We start from the raw sequence: 23039 nt of genomic DNA on the forward strand, positions 1-23039 counted from the left end.
AAGTAACTTTTTTATATACTAACATTTACAAACACTTCTTTTGAAAAAATATACATTTTGAAATGATAGCATTATATGAAAGAATTTAGTATCATGATTCAAGGTACTATTTCAAGTTGGACGGAGGATACTATGAGCTTATTAACAGTTGAAAAATTAGGACATACATTTGGCGATCGTACATTATTTAAAGATGTATCTATGCGATTATTAGCAGGTGAGCACGTTGGATTAGTTGGTGCAAACGGTGTTGGTAAATCAACATTCATGAATATCATTACTGGTCAGCTTATTCATGACCAAGGTCGCGTAGAATGGACACCGGGCACACATTACGGCTACTTAGATCAGCATACTGTTTTAACACCTGGGCGTACAATCCGTGACGTACTAGCGGATGCATTTTTACCGTTATTCGAAAAGGAAAAAGCTTTAAATGAAGTTACAGAAAAAATGGGAACTGCTACACCAGAAGAACTAGAAGAACTTCTTGAGCAAATGGCAGAAATACAAGATGCACTTGAAGCAGGTGGTTTCTACTTACTAGATATGAAAATTGAAGAGGCTGCACGTGGTCTTGGAATTGATGCAATTGGTTTAGATCGTGATGTTTCAGCATTAAGTGGTGGACAACGTACAAAGGTATTGCTTGCAAAGCTATTACTTGAACAGCCAGAAGTGTTATTGCTTGATGAACCTACTAACTATTTAGACGTTGAACATATTCATTGGTTAACAAATTATTTGAAAGAATATCCACATGCATTCTTATTAATTTCTCATGATACGGAATTTATGAACAAATGTGTTGATGTTATTTTCCATCTAGAATTCACAAAAATGACACGCTATACAGCGACATATGAAAAATTCCTAGAACTAGCAGAAATCAATAAAAATCAACATATAAACGCTTATGAAAAACAGCGCGAGTTTATCAAAAAGCAAGAAGACTTCATTGCAAAGAATAAAGCTCGTTATTCAACGACAGGTCGTGCAAAGAGTCGTCAAAAACAACTTGATCGCATGGAGCTTATTGATCGTCCGGAAACAGCAATTAAACCGGAATTCTCATTTAAAGAAAGTCGTGCAAGTAGTCGCTTCGTCTTTGAAGGTGAAAATGTAGAAATCGGATATACACATCCGCTACTACCAAAGCTATCAATGACGATTGAACGTGGTGAAAAAATTGCTATTGTTGGATGTAATGGTGTTGGTAAATCAACGTTGCTAAAAACAATCTTAGGTAAAATTAAACCTTTAAGCGGTAAAACAAGTCTTGGTGACTTCTTAGAGCCTGCATACTTTGAACAAGAAGTTAAAGCTGATAATATAACACCAATTGATGATGTATGGAATACATTCCCTGGCCTAGACCAGCATCAAATTCGTGCGATGTTAGCAAAATGCGGATTAAAAAATGAACATATTTCTCGCCCATTAAGTCAATTAAGTGGTGGAGAACAAGCAAAAGTTCGTTTATGTAAGCTAATGGGTGAGGAAAGTAACTGGCTATTATTTGATGAGCCGACAAACCATCTTGATGTTACAGCAAAAGCGGAACTTAAGAAGGCTATGAAAGCATATAAAGGAACAATTCTCCTTGTATGTCACGAACCGGACTTCTATGAAGATTGGATCACAAAAGTTTGGGATGTTGAAGAATGGTCTCAAAATAGTAAGTAGTCTTTAAGAAAAAACTCCTTGTGTAGACAAGGAGTTTTTTACTTATTTTTATTAAGAATTTTTTATATTGTAGTATCCTATAAGGCGTAATCGAAATTCTTTTAATTCCGGATACGCCTCTAAATTTGCTAACATACCTCTAATTACCGGAATTCTTGGATTAAGCAATCGTATTTCCGCCTCTAAAACATCTAATGTAACCAACAGCTCATCATCCTCTAATTGATCAGCTAAAGTGCGCTTAAATACAATAATCTCTTTTAAAAAATGTTCTTTAACTTGTTCCTTAATAAGCTCTGATTTACAAAGGAATTCTCCAAGCTTTTCTTCATGTAAAATAGGTTCTTCCGAAGATTCTACTAAGCCATCTACTAAATTATCTACTCTTTTTAAAATAAAAGCAGCTACATACGATAAATCAATTTCTGGTGCTTGTAAAATAATTAATTCTAAATACCCACGGCATATGCCTTCTACCATAATTACTAAATCCAATAAATATGGCATAACCTTTTCACCATAAATGGACAATAAACTATCCCGATAAAATGCATGAGACTCTAACTTCATCCGCATCATAAATTCTTCTACTTCTTTATTAAACGGAATCGCATTTTCTCTCGCATGCATAATAATAAATTCTTTATGCTTTTGTATATCATTAAACTGACAATGTAATTGTTTTGCAAATTTTTCACGTGGTAATAAAGACTCTTGTTCAATATCCAGCATTTTTTTTTGGATTTTGTCATAATAATATCGAAGTGTCGCTAATAAAAGCTCATCTTTCGATTTAAAATATAAGTAAAAAGCTCCCTTAGATATACCACTAGCTGTCACAATTTCCTGCACTGATGTCGCATTTACACCCTTAGTAGCAAATAACTTCATAGCCGATTCTATAATTAAACGCTCTTTTTCTTTCATATCTTCTCTCCTAAATTTAATCTCGCATCTTATTATAAATGTATTATACCATCTCTTTTTATTGACGATTGACCGAACGGTCAGTTATATTATGTATTAGACTGACCAGTTGGTCAATATAATAAAAAGGGAGCGCAAACATGAACAAAATCATCAATTTCTCGTTAAAAAATAAGTTCGCAGTTTGGCTACTAACCATTATTGTTACTATTGCGGGGATCTACTCTGGACTCAATATGAAGCTGGAAACAATCCCTGATATTACAACACCGATTGTGACAGTAACTACGGTCTATCCTGGTGCTACACCAGAAGAAGTAGCTGATAAAGTTTCAAAGCCGATGGAAGAACAACTACAAAATTTAAGCGGTGTTAACGTTGTGAGTTCATCATCTTTTCAAAACGCATCTTCTATCCAAGTAGAATACGATTTTGATAAAAATATGGAAAAAGCAGAAACAGAAATTAAAGAAGCTCTCACAAATGTAAAACTCCCAGAAGGTGTTAAAGATCCTAAAGTTTCACGAGTAAACTTCAATGCTTTCCCAGTTATTTCGTTAAGCGTAGCAAGCAAGAATGAATCTTTAGCTACCTTAACTGAAAATGTAGAAAAAAATGTTGTACCAGGATTAAAAGGACTTGATGGTGTTGCATCTGTCCAAATTGCTGGCCAACAAGTAGATGAAGTACAGCTTGTCTTCAAGAAAGATAAAATGAAAGAATTAGGACTAAGTGAAGATACTGTAAAAAATGTGATTAAGGGATCGGATGTATCTTTACCACTTGGCTTATACACATTTAAAGACACGGAAAAATCAGTTGTTGTAGATGGCAATATTACAACGATTAAAGCATTAAAAGAACTTAAAATTCCAGCTATACCTTCCTCACCTAACGGTCAAGGTAGTCAAAATGCTGGCGCTGGTGCACAAACGCCGCAAATGAATCCAGCTGCTATGAACGGGATTCCAACAGTTACATTAGACGAAATTGCTGACATTAAAGAAATTGGGAAAGCAGAATCCATTTCTCGAACAAATGGAAAAGAAGCAATTGGAATTCAAATTGTGAAGGCCTCTGATGCAAATACAGTTGATGTTGTAAATGCAGTAAAAGATAAAGTAAAAGATCTTGAGAAAAAATATAAAGATTTAGAGATCATTTCAACATTCGACCAAGGTGCACCTATTGAAAAATCAGTTGAAACAATGCTAAGCAAAGCAATTTTCGGTGCTATCTTTGCGATTGTTATTATTATGCTGTTCCTACGAAATATTCGAACAACGTTAATTTCTGTCGTTTCAATACCACTTTCTTTATTAATTGCTGTTTTAGTCATAAAGCAAATGGATATTACGCTTAACATTATGACACTTGGAGCAATGACCGTTGCTATAGGCCGCGTTGTCGATGACTCAATTGTTGTTATTGAAAATATTTACCGACGTATGTCGTTATCAGAAGAGAAATTACGTGGAAAAGATTTAATTCGTGAAGCTACGAAAGAAATGTTTATCCCGATTATGTCTTCCACCATTGTAACAATTGCTGTATTTTTACCGCTTGGACTAGTAAAAGGTATGATTGGTGAAATGTTCTTACCATTCGCCTTAACTATCGTCTTTGCTTTATTAGCATCATTACTAGTAGCAGTTACAATCGTACCGATGCTAGCTCATTCCTTATTTAAGAAAGAGAGCATGAGGGAAAAAGAAGTACATCATGAAGAAAAACCAAGTAAATTAGCAAATGGATATAAACGCATACTTGCATGGGCTTTAAATCACAAAATTATTACATCAAGTATCGCTGTCCTTCTATTAGTTGGTAGCCTTGCACTTGTACCAGTTATCGGTGTAAGTTTCTTACCTTCTGAAGAAGAAAAAATGATTATTGCAACATATAATCCTGAACCAGGTCAAACGTTAGAAGACGTTGAAAAAATTGCAACAAAAGCTGAGAAGCACTTCCAAGATAATAAAGACGTCAAAACAATTCAGTTCTCATTAGGTGGAGAGAATCCAATGAGTCCTGGTCAATCAAACCAAGCAATGTTCTTCGTGCAATATGATAACGACACGAAAAACTTCGAAAAAGAGAAAGAACAAGTCGTTAAAGATTTACAGAAGATGTCTGGCAAAGGCGAATGGAAAAACCAAGACTTCGGAGCAAGTGGCGGTAGTAATGAAATTAAACTATACGTTTACGGAGATAGCTCAGAAGACATTAAGCCTGTCGTAAAAGATATTCAAAATATCATGAAGAAAAATAAAGACTTAAAAGATATAGATTCTAGTATTGCAAAAACATATGCAGAGTACACTTTAGTCGCAGATCAAGAAAAGCTGAGTAAAATGGGCTTAACGGCTGCTCAAATTGGAATGGGACTTTCTAATCAACATGATCGCCCTGTTCTGACAACAATTAAAAAAGACGGTAAAGATATCAATGTATATGTAGAAGCTGAAAAACAAAATTATGAAACAATCGATGACTTAACAAATCGCAAAATTACAACACCACTTGGTAATGAAGTAGCTGTGAAAGATGTTATGACTGTAAAAGAAGGTGAAACATCGAATACAGTAACACACCGAGATGGACGTGTTTATGCAGAGGTTAGTGCAAAACTAACATCTGATGACGTTTCAAAAGCATCTGCCGCAGTCCAAAAAGAAGTAGATAAAATGGATCTTCCTTCTGGTGTAGATGTTTCTATGGGCGGTGTTACTAAAGATATTCAAGAATCATTCAAGCAACTTGGCCTAGCGATGTTAGCTGCGATTGCCATTGTATACTTCGTTCTTGTCGTTACATTTGGTGGTGCCCTAGCACCATTCGCAATTTTATTCTCGCTACCATTTACAATTATTGGGGCTCTTGTTGCCTTATTAATCTCTGGTGAAACATTAAGTGTATCTGCAATGATTGGTGCGCTTATGTTAATCGGTATCGTTGTAACAAACGCAATCGTGCTTATCGACCGCGTTATTCATAAGGAAAATGAAGGACTATCAACACGTGAAGCTTTATTAGAAGCTGGTGCAACACGCCTTCGTCCAATTTTAATGACTGCAATTGCAACAATCGGTGCTCTTATTCCGCTTGCATTAGGATTTGAAGGTAGTGGCTTAATTTCTAAAGGACTTGGCGTAACGGTAATTGGTGGATTAACAAGTTCAACGTTATTAACACTTCTTATTGTTCCAATCGTTTATGAAGTATTAAGCAAATTTAAAAAGAAAAAAACAAAATAACAAAAAAATAACCTCGCTAACTGCGAGGTTATTTTTTATTTCCAAACAAGATTAGGAAATCGCCATAGCCTTCTTTCTCTAATTCCTCTTTTGAAATAAATCGAAGAGCTGCGGAATTAATACAGTAACGAAGGCCATTTGGTCCTGGACCATCTGGAAATACGTGCCCAAGATGTGAATCTCCTTCTTTACTTCTCACTTCTGTACGTGTCATATTATGACTCACATCCATCTTTTCTTTCACACTTGCTGACATCACTGGTTTTGTAAAACTAGGCCATCCACATCCACTATCAAATTTATCTAGAGAAGTAAACAACGGCTCACCTGAAACGATGTCGACATAAAGACCTTCCTCTTTATGGTTCCAATACTCATTTCGAAATGGTGGTTCTGTACCATTTTCCTGTGTTACATAATACTGCATCTCATTGAGTTTTTCTTTTAAATGAGCATTATCCTTTGGCCAATGTTGCTTAATAAAAGCATCTCGTCCTGAGCCTTTACGATATAACTCATAGCGGAATGTATTTTTCTTATGGTATCCTTGGTGATATTCTTCAGCTGGATAAAATGTAGCTGCTGGTAGTATTTTTGTCGCAATTGGTTTTGAAAAGCGTCCACTCTGCTCCAGCTCTTCTTTTGAGGCCTCTGCTTTTTTATGTTGTTCTTCATTATGATAAAAAATCACCGTTTCATAAGACTGTCCGCGGTCGTGGAATTGTCCACCAATATCGGTCGGATCAATTTGTCTCCAATATATATTTAACAATTCCTCATACGGCATTTTATTTGCATCAAATGTAATTTGTACTGCCTCATAATGTCCCGTCGTTTCTGAACATACTTCTTTATACGTTGGATTCTCTTTATGACCACCTGTGTAGCCAGAAACAACCTTTATAATCCCTTCCATCTCTTCAAATGGTGAAACCATACACCAGAAGCACCCTCCAGCAAATGTAGCCAATTCTACCTTTTCATTTACAGCCATTACTTCACCCCTATTCTATGTTCTGCTTACAGTATGGCATAAGAAACATCATATTATAAAAGAAAAAGCACCGAACATCGATGCTTTTTCTTTACTTCACTTTATTTTTTCCAACATCCTTCTCCATTTCATCACTTGTCACATCTAAAACATCTAATAAGAAGATGAAGATTGGAATACCGATAATTAATCCCCATACACCTAAGAAGTGTTCTGAGAAGATTAATACCATAAATGTATAAAAAATCGGTAAATTTGTTTTTTGCGACATAAACTTCGGGTTTAATACGTAACTTTCAAGCGCATGAATCACTGTTACGATAACCAAAATATAAACAACGTACATGATACCGCCAATATTGTAAGCAATCATACAAAGTGGGAATAACGAAATGATAACCCCCGCTACTGGAATTAAGCCAAGCAAGAAAATCATTAACGCTAAACCTAATAATTGCGGGAATCCTAATATCCATAATGCGATAACTGAAAGAACGCAGTTAACAACAGCAATTAAAAATTGCGCCTCGATTACCTTTCCAAATGAACGTGCAAATTTCTTTCCGAAGTACTCAATTTCAGTATAGAAAATTGCAAGCCTGCTTTCTTTAAACTTTGCAGTAAAACCGACAATACGAGATTTTTCTAATAAGAAAAACAAACTCAAAATTAAAGAAAGTAAAACTTGAAGGCCAAATTTACCAACATTCGTAATCGATTTATACAAAATGTCTACGCCTTGTCCTACATATTTAGAAAGCTCCATATGATTGACAGCATTAACTGCATACTTAATTAGTTCACTATCTGGTGGGTTTCTTAAAAATACATTGAATTGGTAAATCAGTTGTGAAATTTGTATCGTCAATACTGGTAAATATTTAAATAGCGTAATAGCAATTCCACCAATTAACATTACATATAGAAACGCTATAATAATTTTTCGATTAATAGGCATGAAATGATCTAATTTGCGTGAAATAAACTTTTGGAATCGATCCATTAAATACGTGAGAATAAACGTAATTAATATTAAATTCAACATACTTTGCAGCCCGTATAACACGAGAGCAAGTATTACTAATACGAGTAACCTCTGGAATCCTTTGCTTTGAAACAGGTTTTTTATTTGCATAATCGACGAATACTCTCTCCTGTCCTATAAACTAAAACGTTAATAAGTAGATTTCTCTCTCTTTTCTACTTTTAATTATTCATTCATATTAAGATTTTTATAAACTCATTATATGCCTACCTTACCAGGTATATAGTAGCCTACTTCTTATTTTACAATACAATGACCTAATTCAAAACGTATTCTACATAGTATTAATGAAGATTTAAGGAAACTTACATTTTTTAATAGGTCTTACCACTACTGTAACATAAAAAGCAAGCTATCAGTAGAAATCTGTCCTACAAATAGCTTGCTTTTCTTATTTTTTAAGTAAGTTTTACTATCCAATGAATGGCATGAACATTGGGATGACAACTACTGTTACAACCCCAACTACCGTTACAGCAATACTTGCCATCGCTGCCTCTACCTCACCCATTTCAATTCCTACTGCAACTCCTAATGCATGACCCGCTGTTCCAAGTGCTAAACCTTTTGCAATCGGATGTTTCACTCTAAATGTTTTTAAGAATAATGCTCCTAATGCGTATACGATAACTGCGTTGAAAATAACTGCAAACGATGTAATTGCTGGAATACCACCAATACTTTCTGAAATTGGTAACGCAATTGCTGTTGTTGCTGCTTGTGGTAGCATTGAATTCATTACTGCTGTATCTAAACCGATTGCTTTTGCAACAATGAACACGACAATTACTGAGCAAATAGATCCAACCACGATAGCTGATAAAATTTGCCACCAATATTTTTTCAACTTATCAACTTGTTTATATAGTGGGATAGCGAATGCAATTGTTGCTGGCTCTAAGAAGAAACTAATCATTTTTCCGCCAGTATTATATTCTTCAAAAGTAAAGTTACCTACCTTTAGAAATACAATCCCTAATACCATCGCCACGAATAATGGTGTAAATAGGAAGAACCCTTTTGAATGCTTGAATAATAATGTTCCGATTCCGTATGCGATTAATGAAACGACGATTCCGAAATATGGAGTCATTGTGCTTGCCATGTTCATTACCTCCCAACAATATATAAATACAATGGTTACGCAACCTTTCCGTGCTTGCGTCCTTTATTTACTACTTTCAATTCTTTTGTATCTTCTGTTTCTTTTTCATCTTTTCCTAAAATAAATTGTGCAAATAATCCTGTTACAGCGAGTAAAATAACTGTTGCTACAACAATTACAGTTAAAATTTGTACAAAGTATTGTCCCATTACACCAAGAGAATTAATAACTGAAATACCTGATGGGACGAATAAGAATCCAATAATACCTGTTAAAGCTGTTCCGAGTGATTCAACTTGCTCCAATTTAATAACTTTTAAACATAATAGACTAAATAAAATAACTAACCCGATTACCGATGAAGGCATTGGAATTGGTAAATGTGTTGCAATAATATTAGAAATTAACATAATAGCTGAGAATATGAATGCTTGTGATAAGAAACTATATACTTTTTTCGTACTCATTTTGGCCACCTCTTTCGATTTGGTACCTTTATTGTATAGGATATAACCGCCTAAGTAAGCGTTTACATAACGGAATGTCAAATATACAGAATCAGTTACAAATATAAAAGGATGAAATACAAAAGCTGCTTCTTAAATACGAAGCAGCTTCTTGAGTTCTTTTGCATATGTACGACTAACAGGTACTTTTGATCCTTCTTTCATAATTAAATTATAAGTAGAGTTAAACCATGGCTGAATTTCAGTAATATGATTAATATTTGCAATAAAGCTACGATGAACACGCATGAAACTTACTTGCGGCAACTTCTTTTCCAAAATCACAAGTGTATCGTGTGTTACATATGTTTCCCTCATTGTTTTTACTGTCACTTTTCCGTCCACAAGTCCTACATATACAATATCTTCAATATTAACAAGTACGATTGATTCTTCAATTGGTAATGCTAATTTATGCATCTCTACTGTTACATCTGTCCCCTTTATTTCGTGCTTCGTTTCTATTTGCGATTGTTTTTGTTTTTTATACTTCTTTAATGTCTGCACAATACGCTCTTCATCAAATGGTTTTAAAATGTAGTCTAACGCATCTACTTCAAATGCTTGCAGTGCATATTGATCATAGGCAGTAGCAAATACAATTGCAGGTGGATTTTTCATCTTCTTTAATATATTGGCGATTTCAAATCCGTTATCATCGGATAATTGAATATCTAAAAACACAATATCTGGTCTACTTTGCATTAGTTCTTCTAATGCGTCTTCCACACAATCAGCCTCACCAATTATCTCAACTTCTTTCGTTCTCTCTAATAAATACTTTAGTTCATCACGTGCTAACATTTCATCGTCAACTACTAATACTTTTAACAATCTGCTCTTCCTCCCCTACTTTTTTTGGAATAACAAAAGTAATCTCTGTCCCCTCATTTAATTCACTTTCGATATGAAGCATCGTTTCTTTTCCAAATAATCCAATAAGACGTTCATTAATATTATATAAAGCTGTTCCAGTCCCTTTCTTTGACGAAACTACCATCTTTCCTAATTGTTCTAAACGTTCTTCCTCAATTCCCTGCCCATTATCTTTTACTTCAAAATGAACCATACCCTCTTTTTCAAAAACATGCACTTCTACTTCACATACTGGTTGCTTCTTCGGAAAAGCGTGTCGCAATGCATTTTCAACCAATAGTTGAAGAACAAATGGTGGTACTAAAGTTGTCTTTAGCTCGTCCTCAATATACATCTTTACCTCATACTTATTTGGGAACCTTGCTTGTTCTAAGGATAAATATGCCTGTACATGGTTTAATTCTTGTTCTAGTGGAATCAATAACTGACGTGCCCCTTGCAAATTACATCGGAAATATACGCTAAGCTGTAATAATAACTTCCTTGCTTTTTCTACATCTGTTCGGCATAAAGCTGATACTGTATTAATCGCATTAAATAAAAAATGCGGGTTAATTTGTGCTTGTAATGCCTTTATTTCCGCATCTTGCAATAATTTACTTTGCAACTCAGCTTCACCTAATTCAAGTTGTGTAGAGAATATTTTTGCTAATCCTTCTGCTAATTCCTCTTCCACACGACTTAACTGGTTAGGATTTTTGAAATACAGTTTTAATGTCCCTATTGTATTTCCATGTGAAGTTAGTGGAATAACAATCGCCGCTTGCAAAGGGCAGCCTTCATGTTGACAATTAATAACCTCACGTGATTTTGCTTTCATTATTTTCCCTGTGTGTAACACTTCTTTCGACAAACCAGTTATTAAACTATGTGACGGAATATGGTGATCTGATGCTAATCCAACATGAGCTAATATTTTCTCTGTATCTGTTAAGGATACCGCATCTGTTCCTGTAAAGCGGTGAATAATTTGTGCCACATGCTTACACGATTCTTCTGTTAAGCCTTGGCGAAAATATGGTAACGTTTTATCTGCAATACGTAATACCTTATGAGTCTGAAGTGCCTTTGCGTTCTCTTCCTGACGCAAAATAGCTTGTATCATAGAAAGTAAAATAAAACTTCCAAAACTATTTACAAGGATCATTGGTATCGCAATTGTTTTCACAATGCTCATTCCATCCTCTACAATTAATAGGATCATAATCATTTCTAAAGAAACGATAAAAACACTTAAAATCGCTGAAAACTTAGGGGTAATTGTACGGTTATATTTTTTAAAAATGTATCCGATATAACCAGTTATAACGCCTGCTAAAATTGAAGAGATTGCACAACTTAGAGCTGTCGTCCCTCCAAGCATATAACGGTGAATAACAGCAATTGATCCTACCCCAATTCCGACGATAGGACCACCAAGCAATCCACTAATTCCAACACCCATAATACGTGTATTTGCAATGGTACTCGATGATGAAACACCTTGTAACCAATTTTCATTCATAATCGTATTTCCTGCTATTTCAATCCCAGTGTAATTGCTTACAATTGTAAATACCGAAAAAATACAAATAAGCTTAAGCTTATCTACATAGCCATCCTGTTTATGAAGGAGGCGTCTGAAAGTTTTAATATGAGAGAGTAAAAATCCTAAAATAACTATAAGTCCGACTCGTTCAATCATCATGAGTACTAAATTTAGCATCTTTGATTCATTCCTTTTTATTTAGTTAGTTTTATTATGGGAAAATAATGAAGTCGGCGTCAAGAAGAACGAAATGTTTTTTGAAATATTTTACACATAATAACTTCCTCTTTATTTGACAATACATATAGAAGAGTGCTAAAAATAAAGTAATATAATACAGTCCTTTAACCCAACCCCGTGAGGTTGAGAAGGAAGTCGGAATACAATATACGTATGTTCTTTTCTTGGGGATACGTATGCTTTTTTGGCCTTCTCATCATATCAGGTGAGAAGGCCTTTTGTTATTCTTCCATAGCGACTGTAGAAAATAAGGAGGAGTAATAATGAACGTCACTACTGATGTACAACAAACAACAGAGGAGACAAAAGCGAAAAGATATAAAACATTATTTGGTTCTGCGCTAGGATATGCAGCAGAAGGTTTAGATATGTTGCTATTATCTTTCGTACTTGTCTATATTTTAAAAGAGTTTCACTTAAGTCCTGTTGAAGGTGGAAACTTAACTTTAGCTACCACAATAGGAATGTTAATTGGTTCTTATTTATTTGGATTTATTGCTGATTTATTTGGCCGTATTCGTACAATGGCCTTCACAATCTTACTGTTTTCACTAGCAACCGCACTCATTTATTTCGCAACAGACTACTGGCAATTATTAATTCTGCGCTTTTTAGTTGGAATGGGAGTTGGTGGTGAATTCGGAATCGGAATGGCCATCGTAACAGAAACATGGTCTAAAGAAATGCGCGCTAAAGCGACATCTGTTGTTGCACTTGGATGGCAATTTGGTGTACTGATTGCTTCACTCCTTCCAGCATTTATTGTCCCACACTTTGGATGGAGAGCCGTTTTCTTATTTGGATTAATTCCAGCTTTACTAGCTGTCTATGTCCGTAAAAGTTTAAGTGAACCGAAAATATGGGAGCAAAAACAACGCTACAAAAAGGAACTATTGCAAAAAGAAGCTGCAGGTAAATTAACAACTACTGAAGCAGAACAACTAAAACATATAAAAAAATTTCCACTTCGAAAGTTATTTACCAATAAAAAAGTAACAATTACAACAATTGGTCTTATTATTATGTCGTTCATCCAAAACTTCGGATATTACGGAATCTTCACATGGATGCCCACTATTTTAGCAAATAAATATAACTATACATTAGCAAAAGCAAGTGGCTGGATGTTCATTTCTACCATCGGTATGCTAATTGGAATTGCAATCTTTGGTATTCTAGCTGATAAAATTGGTCGCCGTAAAACTTTTGCAATCTATTATATTGGCGGTACAGTATACTGTCTCATTTACTTCTTCTTATTCACAGATTCAACATTATTATTATGGGGAAGTGCATTGCTTGGATTCTTTGCAAATGGAATGATGGGAGGATTTGGAGCAATTTTAGCTGAAAACTATCCTGCTGAAGCTCGCTCTACCGCCGAAAACTTTATTTTCGGTACAGGACGTGGGTTAGCTGGATTTGGGCCTGTTATTATTGGCTTACTTGCTACAGCTGGCAACCTACTTGGAGCATTGTCCTTGATTTTTATCATCTACCCAATCGGGTTAATTACAATGCTACTATGTGTACCAGAAACAAAGGGAAAAGTATTAGATTAAACGTAAAAGAGGAAGCATCTCATTTAAGATGCTTCCTCTTTTACGTTTTTATTTATTTTGATTTACTAGCCTTCTGAAATAAGAATGCAGTTTTATCTTCTTCTTTTACAATACCTTGTTTTAATGCTAATTCTCCCGCAACTTTAGGCGCTAACCATAGCATTGGGAATAACAAAATTGATACCGGAACTGCCGTCACCACGATAAACGATTGTAGCGCATTAATACTTCCTTCACCCATATATAAAAGAATTGCTGCAACTGCGCCCATAATAAGCGACCAAAAAATTCGCAAACTAATTCTAGGATCTCCGTCTCCAGTCACTGCCATTGAAATAGAATACGCCATTGAATCTCCTGTTGTCACTACAAATAAAATTGTTAATAAAAGAAATGCTGGTCCAATAATATTAGAAAGTGGCAATTGCCCTGTAATTGCAATCATAGCTGCCGGCATACCAGATTCACTTAATGCGTCCGAGATAGACCCAGGATTCATCAACTCATAAAACACGCCTGATCCACCTAATATAGTAAACCAAAATGTTGTAATAATAGGTGCGATAATTCCAATTGCAACGATGATTTCTCGAATCGTTCTCCCTCTTGAAATTCGACTCACTAAAATTGCCATCATTGGTCCGTATCCAATAAACCATCCCCAGAAAAAGATTGTCCAAGATCCTAACCAACTTGTATCACCACGGTATGTGCTCATCGGTATAAACTCATTTACATAAAATCCAAACGAAGAAACAAACGAATCAATAATAAATCCACCTGGCCCAAATAGTAATATGAATGCCATTAACACAATTGCTAATCTAACATTTAAATTACTTATAATTTGAATCCCTTTATCAATACCTGTTACTGCCGATATGGTAGACACGGCCACCACACAAACAATAATTGCTAATTGAGTAGTAAACACATCAGAAACTCCAAATAATTCTTGTAATCCATAACTTGCTTGTAAACCTAAAAATCCAATTGGGCCAATTGTACCTGCAGCTACTGCAATAATTGCAGCTGCATCAATTATCGTTCCAAGCAGGCTCTTTCTTAATTTTTCCCCAAAAATAGGATATAAAAGTGTTCGAGGTTTTAGCGGCATATCTTTATGATAATGTCCATACATCATAACTACCGCACTAATTGTACCTAAAATCGTCCATGCTAAAAATCCCCAATGCATATAACTTTGTGCTAAAGCAGGCATGACTGCTTCTTTCGTTCCAGCAGATATACCATCATGTATTGGTGGCACCGTCATCAAATGATACATTGGCTCTGCTGCTGCCCAAAAAACGCCACCTCCAGCAAGTAATGTAGACATAATAATAGCAAGCCATTTTGCCGTACTAATCTCAGGTTTTTCTAATCCCCCAAGCTTAACTCTCCCATATTTGGAGAAAGCCATACACATCGCAACAATAAATGTACCTAATAATAAAACTTGCCAGAAGGCACCGAAATATTTAATTGAAAAAGCGAAACTTTTATTAATCGCACTCTCTACATAATCCTTGTTCAAAAAAACTGCAATTACAAATAATAAAAGTGAACCACCACTAATAATAAATACAGGCCAATCAGTTTTTCGACTCTTCATCCTCATTTATACTTCCTCCTTCCTCAGCAATCTAAAAAAACAACTTTATTATGTTTTATTGTTTAAACCTAAAACATAATAATTATATATGCATAACATTTTATCGACTTCCCACATACTTATGTTGTCCCTAAAAATATGCCAAATCCCTTATTAAAAAGAAAAATTCTCTTCCTCTTACATAAAAAAGCAAAACAAAAGACCTTATATTTCTATAAGGTCTTCGAAACAGAAATTTGATTATAACATAAGGTACTCCTTGGTTCAAAAAGCCTCTTCCAAAAATAACCGAGAGTAAAGGCTTCCATTTGCTACATAACAGTAATTAAAAAAAATATATTTTGCAGAAAAAAACTGCACTAAATATTATTTATGAAAGAAATTTGGCTTCAAAATTTCATTCGGATACGGTTTATGATAAATGTGAGTGGTAGCTGGAGATAATGGCGGAATAAGCCATACCCAATTACCTGTTACAACACGACCACAAGCAGCTTCTTGCTTCTCAAATTGCTGAAATTGTTGTGCAGCAGTATGGTGATCAACAATACTAACTCCTTGTTTTTTAAAGGAGTGTAGTACGGCAATATTCAACTCAATTAGCGCCTTATCTTTCCATAAGGTACCGTTTCTCGATGTATCTAAATCCATCATCTCCGCAACAGCCGGAAGTAAATTATAACGATCATGATCTGCTAAGTTGCGCGCCCCAATTTCTGTTCCCATATACCATCCATTGAACGGAGCGGCTGTATAAGAAATACCGCCAATTTCTAAACGCATATCTGAAATCATTGGAACACCATACCATTTCACTCCAAGTGATGAAATAGGGTATTCTGGGTGTTCAATTGGCACTTCTTTTACTTCTTCTCTCGGAATTTCTTTATATGTAGGTGCCTTCCCGTTTATAGAGAACACAAGTGGCAATACATCGAAATTCGTACCTTCTCCTTGCCAACCAAGCCCCTGACAAAAGTCCGTAAATGTAGCGGAATGAGAATCACCAATCACTCCCGTTTCTGTTTTATATCCTGCATATCGAATCAATTGGTGATTATAAATTCTTATATTATTTTCTTCACCTTGATATTGCTTAAAAATCGTAATGGTTGGTTTAACTTTCCCGTCGTTCGTTGCATATTTAATATGATGAATTAATGCATTATATACACCCTCTTCATCATTTACTTCGCGCGCATCTAATATGTGCATCTTACTCCAAAATAGTCTTCCAATACATCTATTACTGTTACGCCATGCCATTCGTGAACCATGAACAAGTTCTTCAAATGTATGCTCATATGTCCCTGTCTTCTCTATCTCAATTTGAATTTCTTTTATACGTTCTTCTATCAATTGTTCTTTATGAAGCTCCTTATAACAAATCGTAATAAAATTACTTGCTTCTTCTATTAATTGTTTCGTTTTACTCATAAACAATCTCCTTCTATTTCAACAAAACCCTGCTACTTTACAGTATAAGCAAAAAGGATAGGAGTCACAAATGAAAGTGAGAGTGTTACTTTTATTGTAATATTTTTCAGAAAATTAATGGACTTACTATTGACTTATATGGAAAATGGGTGTATTTTTGACTCAGGTAAAGTATTTTTACCTAGACCAACTTTTTAAATAGAAAGACCTGCGGTAGTATGTCAACTGAGAAATAACAAAGTTTAAAGTTGCCAAAGGTCAATTTGTTTAAAAAAGGCATCACGAAACTAAACCAGTAACGAATGTAATTTACTGGAAAATAATGAAAGGTAGCGATGACAAAAATTTATGTCATTCTTTCACACACCTTCCAGGCGTAAAAAGTTGGTGGCTACGTAGTAGCGCATCCACCAATCGCACAAATTTTCTTGCGGTTAGAACGAGTGCACGTTTGTGTTGATGTTTTGGTACTTCATTATATTTTTTCACGTAATACTCTTGATAATCTGATACATGCTTTCTTACTGAATTGGCGGCTTCAACTAAGTAATAACGCAAGTAATGATTACCTGTACGGGATAATGAAGTATCTTCAGCTGTAAAACGACCAGATTGGTGCTTTCGCCAGTATAATCCAGCGTATTTGGCTATTTTTGTTTCATCGTCAAATCTTTCGATTTGGCCAATTTCAGCAATGATACCGGCAGCGAAAACAGGACCTACTCCAGGAATAGATTCAAGTGTTTGGGTCAAACCAGCCATGATTTTTTTAATAGACTTTTCTAATTCCTTGATTTGCTGTTGAAACGTACGAATGACTGCGATGGATGTACCTAAGATGACATCTATTGAATCTTCTACAACCTTATCCAAGCGATAAGAAGCTTTCACAGCTTTTTGAATGGATGCTGCTACGCATTTTGGATCACCAAAACGGTTTCGACTTTTTTCCTGTAGGAACTCAGCGAGTTCTTCTAAAGGCATATTAGCTAGTTCCTCTAAGCTGAATTTTTCAAGAAATAGTTCTGTCATGGCGCTACCAAATACGGAAGTATCCACCTCTTGTGAAAATGTATTACATTTAAAACTTAGGTGTTGAAGAAAGTGTTGTTTTTCTTTCGTTAACATTTTGACAAGTTGGTATCGTGATCGAGTTAATTGCTGCAGTGCCACGTACTGGCTTTCTTTTACGATAGACATTTGATTGCGGCCAAATCGTAAGTAATCAGCAATGACATAGGCATCAATCTCATCGGTTTTATTCATGTCAGAATAGCTTTTCTTAAAATTTGCGACTTGCTTTGGGTTTAGGAGAAATACTTTTGCTCCAAAACGCTGTAAATCTATATCATGGTGAAGAAACATAGAAGGATGAAAGCTGTAAACAGAGGTGGATTCTAGGCCAATCTTAAGGATGTCGACCTCTTTCCCTGCAACACACTGTAATAATTTTTCTTTGAGTGTAGTAGCTCCTGGTAGGTCATTACTGACCGAAAAAGAATCCAGTTTTTCTCCATCACCATTTAAAAAGCAAACTTTCATATCAAACGAACTTACATCTAAACCAACAAATAATCTCATGTAAGAGACCTCCCTTCTATATTAGAATCATTTCTTGGACGTCTCGAGATATCTCTAGTGTGTACGCCGACCAACAACCTCGTGTATGAGAGCTAGTCCTGAATCGAAAGCCGCCCTAGAGCTACTATCATCTAGGTTCGAGGGGCAGGCTGCTCAGCCTGCGAGTAGGGAGTCCCGCACGTTCACTGAGAAACACTCTTCAAATGTGGTAAATCCACAGGAGGTGAAAGAATTGTCCCAAATGATCCTACAATCATTATCTAGAAATATCTTGAGACGTCCAAGTATTTTTATTTATAGGGCTCTTATTAAGAAGAAAATCTAAGCCTGTAATAGGGCTTAAATATTAATATACGAGGAGGTAATGTTATGTCTTCATTTCAATTGCCAAAGCTTTCATATGACTATGATGAACTAGAGCCACATATTGATAGCAATACACTTTCCATTCATCATGGAAAGCACCATGCGACATACGTAAACAATTTAAATGCTACTTTAGAAAATTATACTGAATTACATAATAAATCTTTAGAAGAATTGCTATGTAATTTAGATACTTTACCGAAGGAAATTGTTACAGCTGTACGAAATAACGGTGGCGGTCACTATTGTCATAGTCTTTTTTGGGAAGTGATGAGCCCACGAGGTGGCGGTGAGCCTAATGGAGACGTTGCAAAAGTAATTGATTATTATTTCAATACCTTTGACAACTTAAAAGATCAACTTTCCAAAGCAGCTATTAGTCGTTTTGGAAGTGGCTATGGATGGCTTGTTCTTGACGGTGAGGAACTCTCTGTTATGAGTACACCAAATCAAGATACGCCTTTGCAAGAAGGGAAAATCCCCTTACTCGTAATTGATGTATGGGAACATGCTTATTATTTAAAGTATCAAAATAGGCGCCCAGAGTTTGTTACCAACTGGTGGCATACAGTAAACTGGGACCAAGTAAACGAGAAGTATTTACAAGCAATTCAATCACAAAAACATTAGTCGTACGTATAAGGTAAATTTGGTAATGTAAAATCAGTATTGTCGAAATCCTCCAGAATCCCCCGGATTGCCACCGGGGGATTTATGATTACTTCATTGTATTTATATAATGTTTTAAAACATTTTTCATTTCTAGTTTCAGCTCTCGGAACAAAAATCCGAATTCACGAGCCTTTCCATTATGTAATGTACAGTTAGTTACCTCATTATAAGGAGCTATATTTTCCCCAGCTTTCTGAATGAGTGCTTTTATTCCTGTCTTCTCTTCTATGAAATGAATAATTTCTTCCGTAGAAACTACCCCGTTACTACAGGCGTTAATTGGCCCTTTCACATTTTCCATTCCGCACCAAGCTAGAAACTCTCCTGCCTCTTTTTCATGTATAAATGACAAAGTTCCATCTACATGATCCACAACGATAGGTTTTTGGTTCACAATACATTCAACGTAAAATTGTAACCTTTTCGTATAATCGTTTTCTCCAATAACAACTGGAAAACGAACTGCAACAACTGGGAATGTTGCTTGTTGAAATACAACGGCTTCAGCTAATCTCTTTCCTTCACCATAATTGAAGTCATTCCTATCTCCATACGCGATTGCATAATCGTACGGATTAAAGTCTTCTTCTGATAAGCTTAGGGCAGGTTCATAGACGGCCATTGAAGATGTCATAACATATTTCTTCGTTTTCCCTCGTAACACTTCACATGTTATCTTCGCTGCATTCGAGCTATAGCATAAATTATCGTATACAATATCATAACTTTTTCCTTCTAGACACTTTTCTAGTAGCTTTCCATCTTCTCTATCAATAATTATTCTTTTTACTGCGCTACCAAAAGAATCTTCAGTAACTCCCCTCGTCGCAATCGTTACATCGTGCCCCTCTTGCAAAAGTGCTTCTACTAAATGTTTACCAAAAAATCTTGTTCCCCCTAGCACCAATACTTTTTTCAACTTCATCATCCCCATTTTAGCAAATTGTAAAATACTACCTCTCTATTATAAGTGCCAACATATAAAAAGCATGGAATTCGTTTAACGATTCCATGCTTTTCTACAGAAAATATATTAACGTACTCGATATTTATAAATACAATAACAGAAGTACAAAATAGAAATTACTGATACATAAACCCATAGTTCATATACAAATCCCTCTCCCCACACTCCCATAAAATAAAAGAGTGAAGGTAAAGTCAATGTTACCCATGATTGTACGAAGGCAATCCTTCCAAGATATTGATTAATGTTCTTCTTTTGTGTATTTAATACAAAGAATAAATACCAAAGTAATGCCCACATAAACCACGTTAACGCATTAACAACATCATGGAATTGAACAAATGAAACAACCATATAGAATAAGGCTATAATTGCTACCCAAATACAAAACCATCCTAGACCACTACTATCCATTCCTTTTATAAAAGTAACACCTACATATAAATAAGTTAATCCAAATAAGAAAGTAGCCGCATATGAATACACTGTCCAATTGCTTTGGTCAGAAATCATGATCAAATAAAACGGAATAATAATTTGTAGTGCACCCACAAATAAATTAAAAACACCCGCACTTTTCATCTCTGCTTTCCCTAATATAACAAGACTATTTAAAAATAAAGCTGCCCCTGAAAGTAATAATCCTACATAACCCATATATATTCGTGTGAAAATCTTTACCTTTCACACTTTTAACCTCCCCACACTATAAAGTGATACTTATATTATTTTTCTTCCCATTTAAAACTACATACATAATTTTTCATTCAAATAAGTCAGACCTCCTACCTCAAAAAGGAGCGAACTTAAAACGCTTTCAATAATAAATAATCCTATCAAAACATGAACTAGGATTCCTTGATTATAAACGGACTCTATCAATGATACAAGTGTTGGAATACTTTTCAATAATACGCTTTCAATTTCTATAAAAAATTAATAAAATAATACATTCCTCTATCTCATTCTACTACCTTCTAGCATAAGATATTGTAAAATCACATCGTAACTACTCAGCTTCTTCAAATAAAAAAACAGGCCAAATACATGTTTCCGATTCGAAAACATGAAAAGAAAATACTCCAATCAGAGAAAGAATCTATGCCAAATAGAGAAATTCTCTTATGAAGTCGTGTTATTCCAAGGAACCGTTCTAGTTTCTATGACTTGGTTTATCGCTTGTAAGACCGATTGTTTTTGTTTTTTCATGGTACTCATAAAGCTTCGTATCTGACAAAAAGATTCTGCGCCTTTCTTACTTCGGAAAGTCCCAGACACTTTCTGTTTTACTTTCGTCATCCGAATATCCCGTTCTGCTTGATTGTTATCAAATGGAATGGCTGGATGTTCTAAAAACGCTAGAATTCTGTCAGAATACTTGACGAAGCGATTCCATAAATTTTGAGAAGGCGTCTGCTTTCCTTTCTTCTTTTGTTTCGTGGAAAGAATCTGTTGTTCTTTCAATATGGATTGATACATAATAAACAGATTCTTTTGCGTCGCTTTTGGCATGGTACCTTCGGATTGCTTTTTCATCGTCAACGCTTGCGTTAGAAATTTCTGCATCTGTTGTGCCCATTGTTCTCCAGTACTATCTATAATTCCTTGTAAATCTCGTAAGAGATGGGCATTACATAAAACGTGACGACAATCTGTATACGCATCATACGATTTCCAACCATCATGCATCGCAATTCCAGAAAAAGATGGCAAGATTTCTCCAGCATCCATTGCTTCTTTTCCACGTTTTTGATGAATATGTTGCAATGTCACCTCCGGTGTACTGGCAGTATGTAACCATTGTGTTTTGTTTTCTACACGCATACCAGTTTCATCAAAATGGACAACAGGAGACTGCAGAATCTTTTCCTTTACTTCTTTTATGAATGGCTGCAATTGAGAAGCGAAAGCCTGTGTATGATTTACCAGGGTTCCTTCGCTTATAGAATGTCCAAAACAATCCTGAAAGAATTCTTTTGTTCGCTTCAAAGAAATGCATTGATAATGCGTTAAATAGGGAATCAGTCTTTTTATATTTGGACCATATTGAACAGGACGAGATACTGTCGAAGGAAATTGGGCTTCTTGGATAGAATGGCAATGTGGGCATTCTTTCTGTTCTACTTTATGTTCTGTCACTTCGATCTGAATAGGTGGTAAGTCATACACTTGGCGAATGCGATACCCTTTTACAGGCTCGTGGTTCAAGGAAGTATGACAACAAGTACAATATGTAGGAGAATGTGTAATCGTATGATCTGGAGTCGCTGTCAAACCAAGAGTATGTCCCTTGTGGCCCAACTGGCCACCCGTTTGACGATGAGACGGTTTGCGCAAACTTTTTGTAACGGGCTTACCCAAACCATCTGTAGAAGGTGGCTTATGACTATTTTTGGAGTTTTTTTTTGAAGCATTTTCTAGTTCTTGTATACGTTTTTCTAACTTAGAAAATGTTTCTTCAAATAAAGAAATAACAGCTTCAGGTCCTTTTTTATATGTATCTAAAATAATTTTTCGATCGACCATAAGATTCACCTCCCCTGTTTGATATACTCAGTATTTACAAATGGGAGGCATATGAAACTAGTAAAATTTAAAAAAGACACCGAAAGGTGGCTGAGTAGTTACATCACATCATTTAAAACAGCGAACGTTCTTTTCTAGGTTCGCTAATA

The 23039-nt window shown here is 35.3% G+C and carries 17 protein-coding genes; 4 read left to right on the forward strand and 13 right to left on the reverse strand.

Going from position 1 to position 23039, the window contains the following annotated elements; genetic code table 11:
• Nucleotides 1–132: 132 nt before the first annotated feature.
• Entirely contained in the window at nucleotides 133–1686 is a 1554-nt protein-coding gene (locus tag MHH55_RS27890) for an ABC-F family ATP-binding cassette domain-containing protein (RefSeq protein WP_000055410.1), read from the forward strand.
• A 51-nt stretch (nucleotides 1687–1737) separates the two neighbouring features.
• Here the strand turns inward: MHH55_RS27890 and MHH55_RS27895 are convergent, their stop codons facing one another.
• A complete protein-coding gene (locus tag MHH55_RS27895; protein ID WP_074555719.1) occupies nucleotides 1738–2613 on the reverse strand; it encodes a TetR/AcrR family transcriptional regulator in 876 nt (291 codons plus the stop codon).
• Between the two features lie 140 nt (nucleotides 2614–2753).
• Between MHH55_RS27895 and MHH55_RS27900 the strand changes: the two genes are divergently transcribed.
• Entirely contained in the window at nucleotides 2754–5870 is a 3117-nt protein-coding gene (locus tag MHH55_RS27900) for an efflux RND transporter permease subunit (RefSeq protein ID WP_340881832.1), read from the forward strand.
• Between the two features lie 28 nt (nucleotides 5871–5898).
• Here MHH55_RS27900 and msrB read toward each other — a convergent pair whose 3' ends face one another.
• The 6 genes from msrB to lytS all read right to left on the reverse strand — a co-directional run bounded on the left by msrB (nucleotide 5899) and on the right by lytS (nucleotide 12101).
• The gene (gene msrB, locus MHH55_RS27905; RefSeq protein ID WP_033696055.1) at nucleotides 5899–6864 is read right to left on the reverse strand and encodes a peptide-methionine (R)-S-oxide reductase MsrB; all 966 of its coding nucleotides are present in this window, start codon (nucleotides 6862–6864) and stop codon (nucleotides 5899–5901) included.
• Nucleotides 6865–6955: 91 nt separating this feature from the next.
• A complete protein-coding gene (locus MHH55_RS27910) occupies nucleotides 6956–7999 on the reverse strand; it encodes an AI-2E family transporter (RefSeq protein WP_001166010.1) in 1044 nt (347 codons plus the stop codon).
• A 322-nt stretch (nucleotides 8000–8321) separates the two neighbouring features.
• Nucleotides 8322–9014: an antiholin-like protein LrgB gene (gene lrgB, locus MHH55_RS27915; protein ID WP_000168869.1), complete on the reverse strand. Its 693-nt coding sequence runs from the start codon at nucleotides 9012–9014 to the stop codon at nucleotides 8322–8324.
• 35 nt (nucleotides 9015–9049) lie between these two features.
• On the reverse strand, nucleotides 9050–9481 hold the full coding sequence (gene lrgA, locus MHH55_RS27920; RefSeq protein ID WP_000104901.1) for an antiholin-like murein hydrolase modulator LrgA: 432 nt from the start codon (nucleotides 9479–9481) through the stop codon (nucleotides 9050–9052).
• A 132-nt stretch (nucleotides 9482–9613) separates the two neighbouring features.
• Entirely contained in the window at nucleotides 9614–10354 is a 741-nt protein-coding gene (locus MHH55_RS27925) for a LytR/AlgR family response regulator transcription factor (RefSeq protein WP_000921843.1), read from the reverse strand.
• A complete protein-coding gene (gene lytS, locus MHH55_RS27930; protein ID WP_078187557.1) occupies nucleotides 10332–12101 on the reverse strand; it encodes a two-component system sensor histidine kinase LytS in 1770 nt (589 codons plus the stop codon). The genes MHH55_RS27925 and lytS overlap by 23 nt, the downstream gene beginning before the upstream one ends.
• 326 nt (nucleotides 12102–12427) lie before the next feature.
• Here lytS and MHH55_RS27935 point away from each other — a divergent pair, with 326 nt between their 5' ends.
• Nucleotides 12428–13726, forward strand: coding sequence for an MFS transporter (locus MHH55_RS27935; RefSeq protein WP_078187558.1), 1299 nt, complete (start codon nucleotides 12428–12430; stop codon nucleotides 13724–13726).
• Nucleotides 13727–13778: 52 nt separating this feature from the next.
• On the opposite strand, the gene MHH55_RS27940 is transcribed toward MHH55_RS27935, so the two are convergent.
• From MHH55_RS27940 to MHH55_RS27950, 3 genes are all read right to left on the reverse strand, one after another.
• The gene (locus MHH55_RS27940) at nucleotides 13779–15347 is read right to left on the reverse strand and encodes a BCCT family transporter (protein ID WP_001242445.1); all 1569 of its coding nucleotides are present in this window, start codon (nucleotides 15345–15347) and stop codon (nucleotides 13779–13781) included.
• A 360-nt stretch (nucleotides 15348–15707) separates the two neighbouring features.
• Nucleotides 15708–16778: a nitric oxide synthase oxygenase gene (locus MHH55_RS27945; RefSeq protein WP_000047627.1), complete on the reverse strand. Its 1071-nt coding sequence runs from the start codon at nucleotides 16776–16778 to the stop codon at nucleotides 15708–15710.
• Between the two features lie 351 nt (nucleotides 16779–17129).
• Nucleotides 17130–18359, reverse strand: a complete 1230-nt coding sequence (locus MHH55_RS27950) for an IS110 family transposase (protein ID WP_340880302.1) — start codon at nucleotides 18357–18359, stop codon at nucleotides 17130–17132.
• 369 nt (nucleotides 18360–18728) lie between these two features.
• On the opposite strand from MHH55_RS27950, the gene sodA reads away from it, so the two are divergent.
• Nucleotides 18729–19355 (forward strand): superoxide dismutase [Mn], encoded by a 627-nt coding sequence (gene sodA / locus MHH55_RS27955; RefSeq protein WP_000094042.1) that lies wholly within the window; start codon nucleotides 18729–18731, stop codon nucleotides 19353–19355.
• 88 nt (nucleotides 19356–19443) lie between these two features.
• Here the strand turns inward: sodA and MHH55_RS27960 are convergent, their stop codons facing one another.
• The 3 genes from MHH55_RS27960 to tnpC form a co-directional block, all read right to left on the reverse strand.
• Nucleotides 19444–20331 carry an NAD-dependent epimerase/dehydratase family protein gene (locus MHH55_RS27960; protein ID WP_002195968.1) on the reverse strand — a complete coding sequence of 296 codons (888 nt, stop codon included), beginning with the start codon at nucleotides 20329–20331 and terminating at the stop codon, nucleotides 19444–19446.
• A gap of 99 nt (nucleotides 20332–20430) precedes the next feature.
• Entirely contained in the window at nucleotides 20431–21021 is a 591-nt protein-coding gene (locus MHH55_RS27965; protein ID WP_000542569.1) for an AmiS/UreI family transporter, read from the reverse strand.
• Nucleotides 21022–21486: 465 nt separating this feature from the next.
• The gene (gene tnpC / locus MHH55_RS27970; protein WP_100910632.1) at nucleotides 21487–22890 is read right to left on the reverse strand and encodes an IS66 family transposase; all 1404 of its coding nucleotides are present in this window, start codon (nucleotides 22888–22890) and stop codon (nucleotides 21487–21489) included.
• Between the last annotated feature and the right edge of the window lie 149 nt (nucleotides 22891–23039).

This window comes from Bacillus sp. FSL K6-2944 (genome assembly GCF_038005385.1).
Lineage (GTDB): Bacteria > Bacillota > Bacilli > Bacillales > Bacillaceae_G > Bacillus_A > Bacillus_A cereus.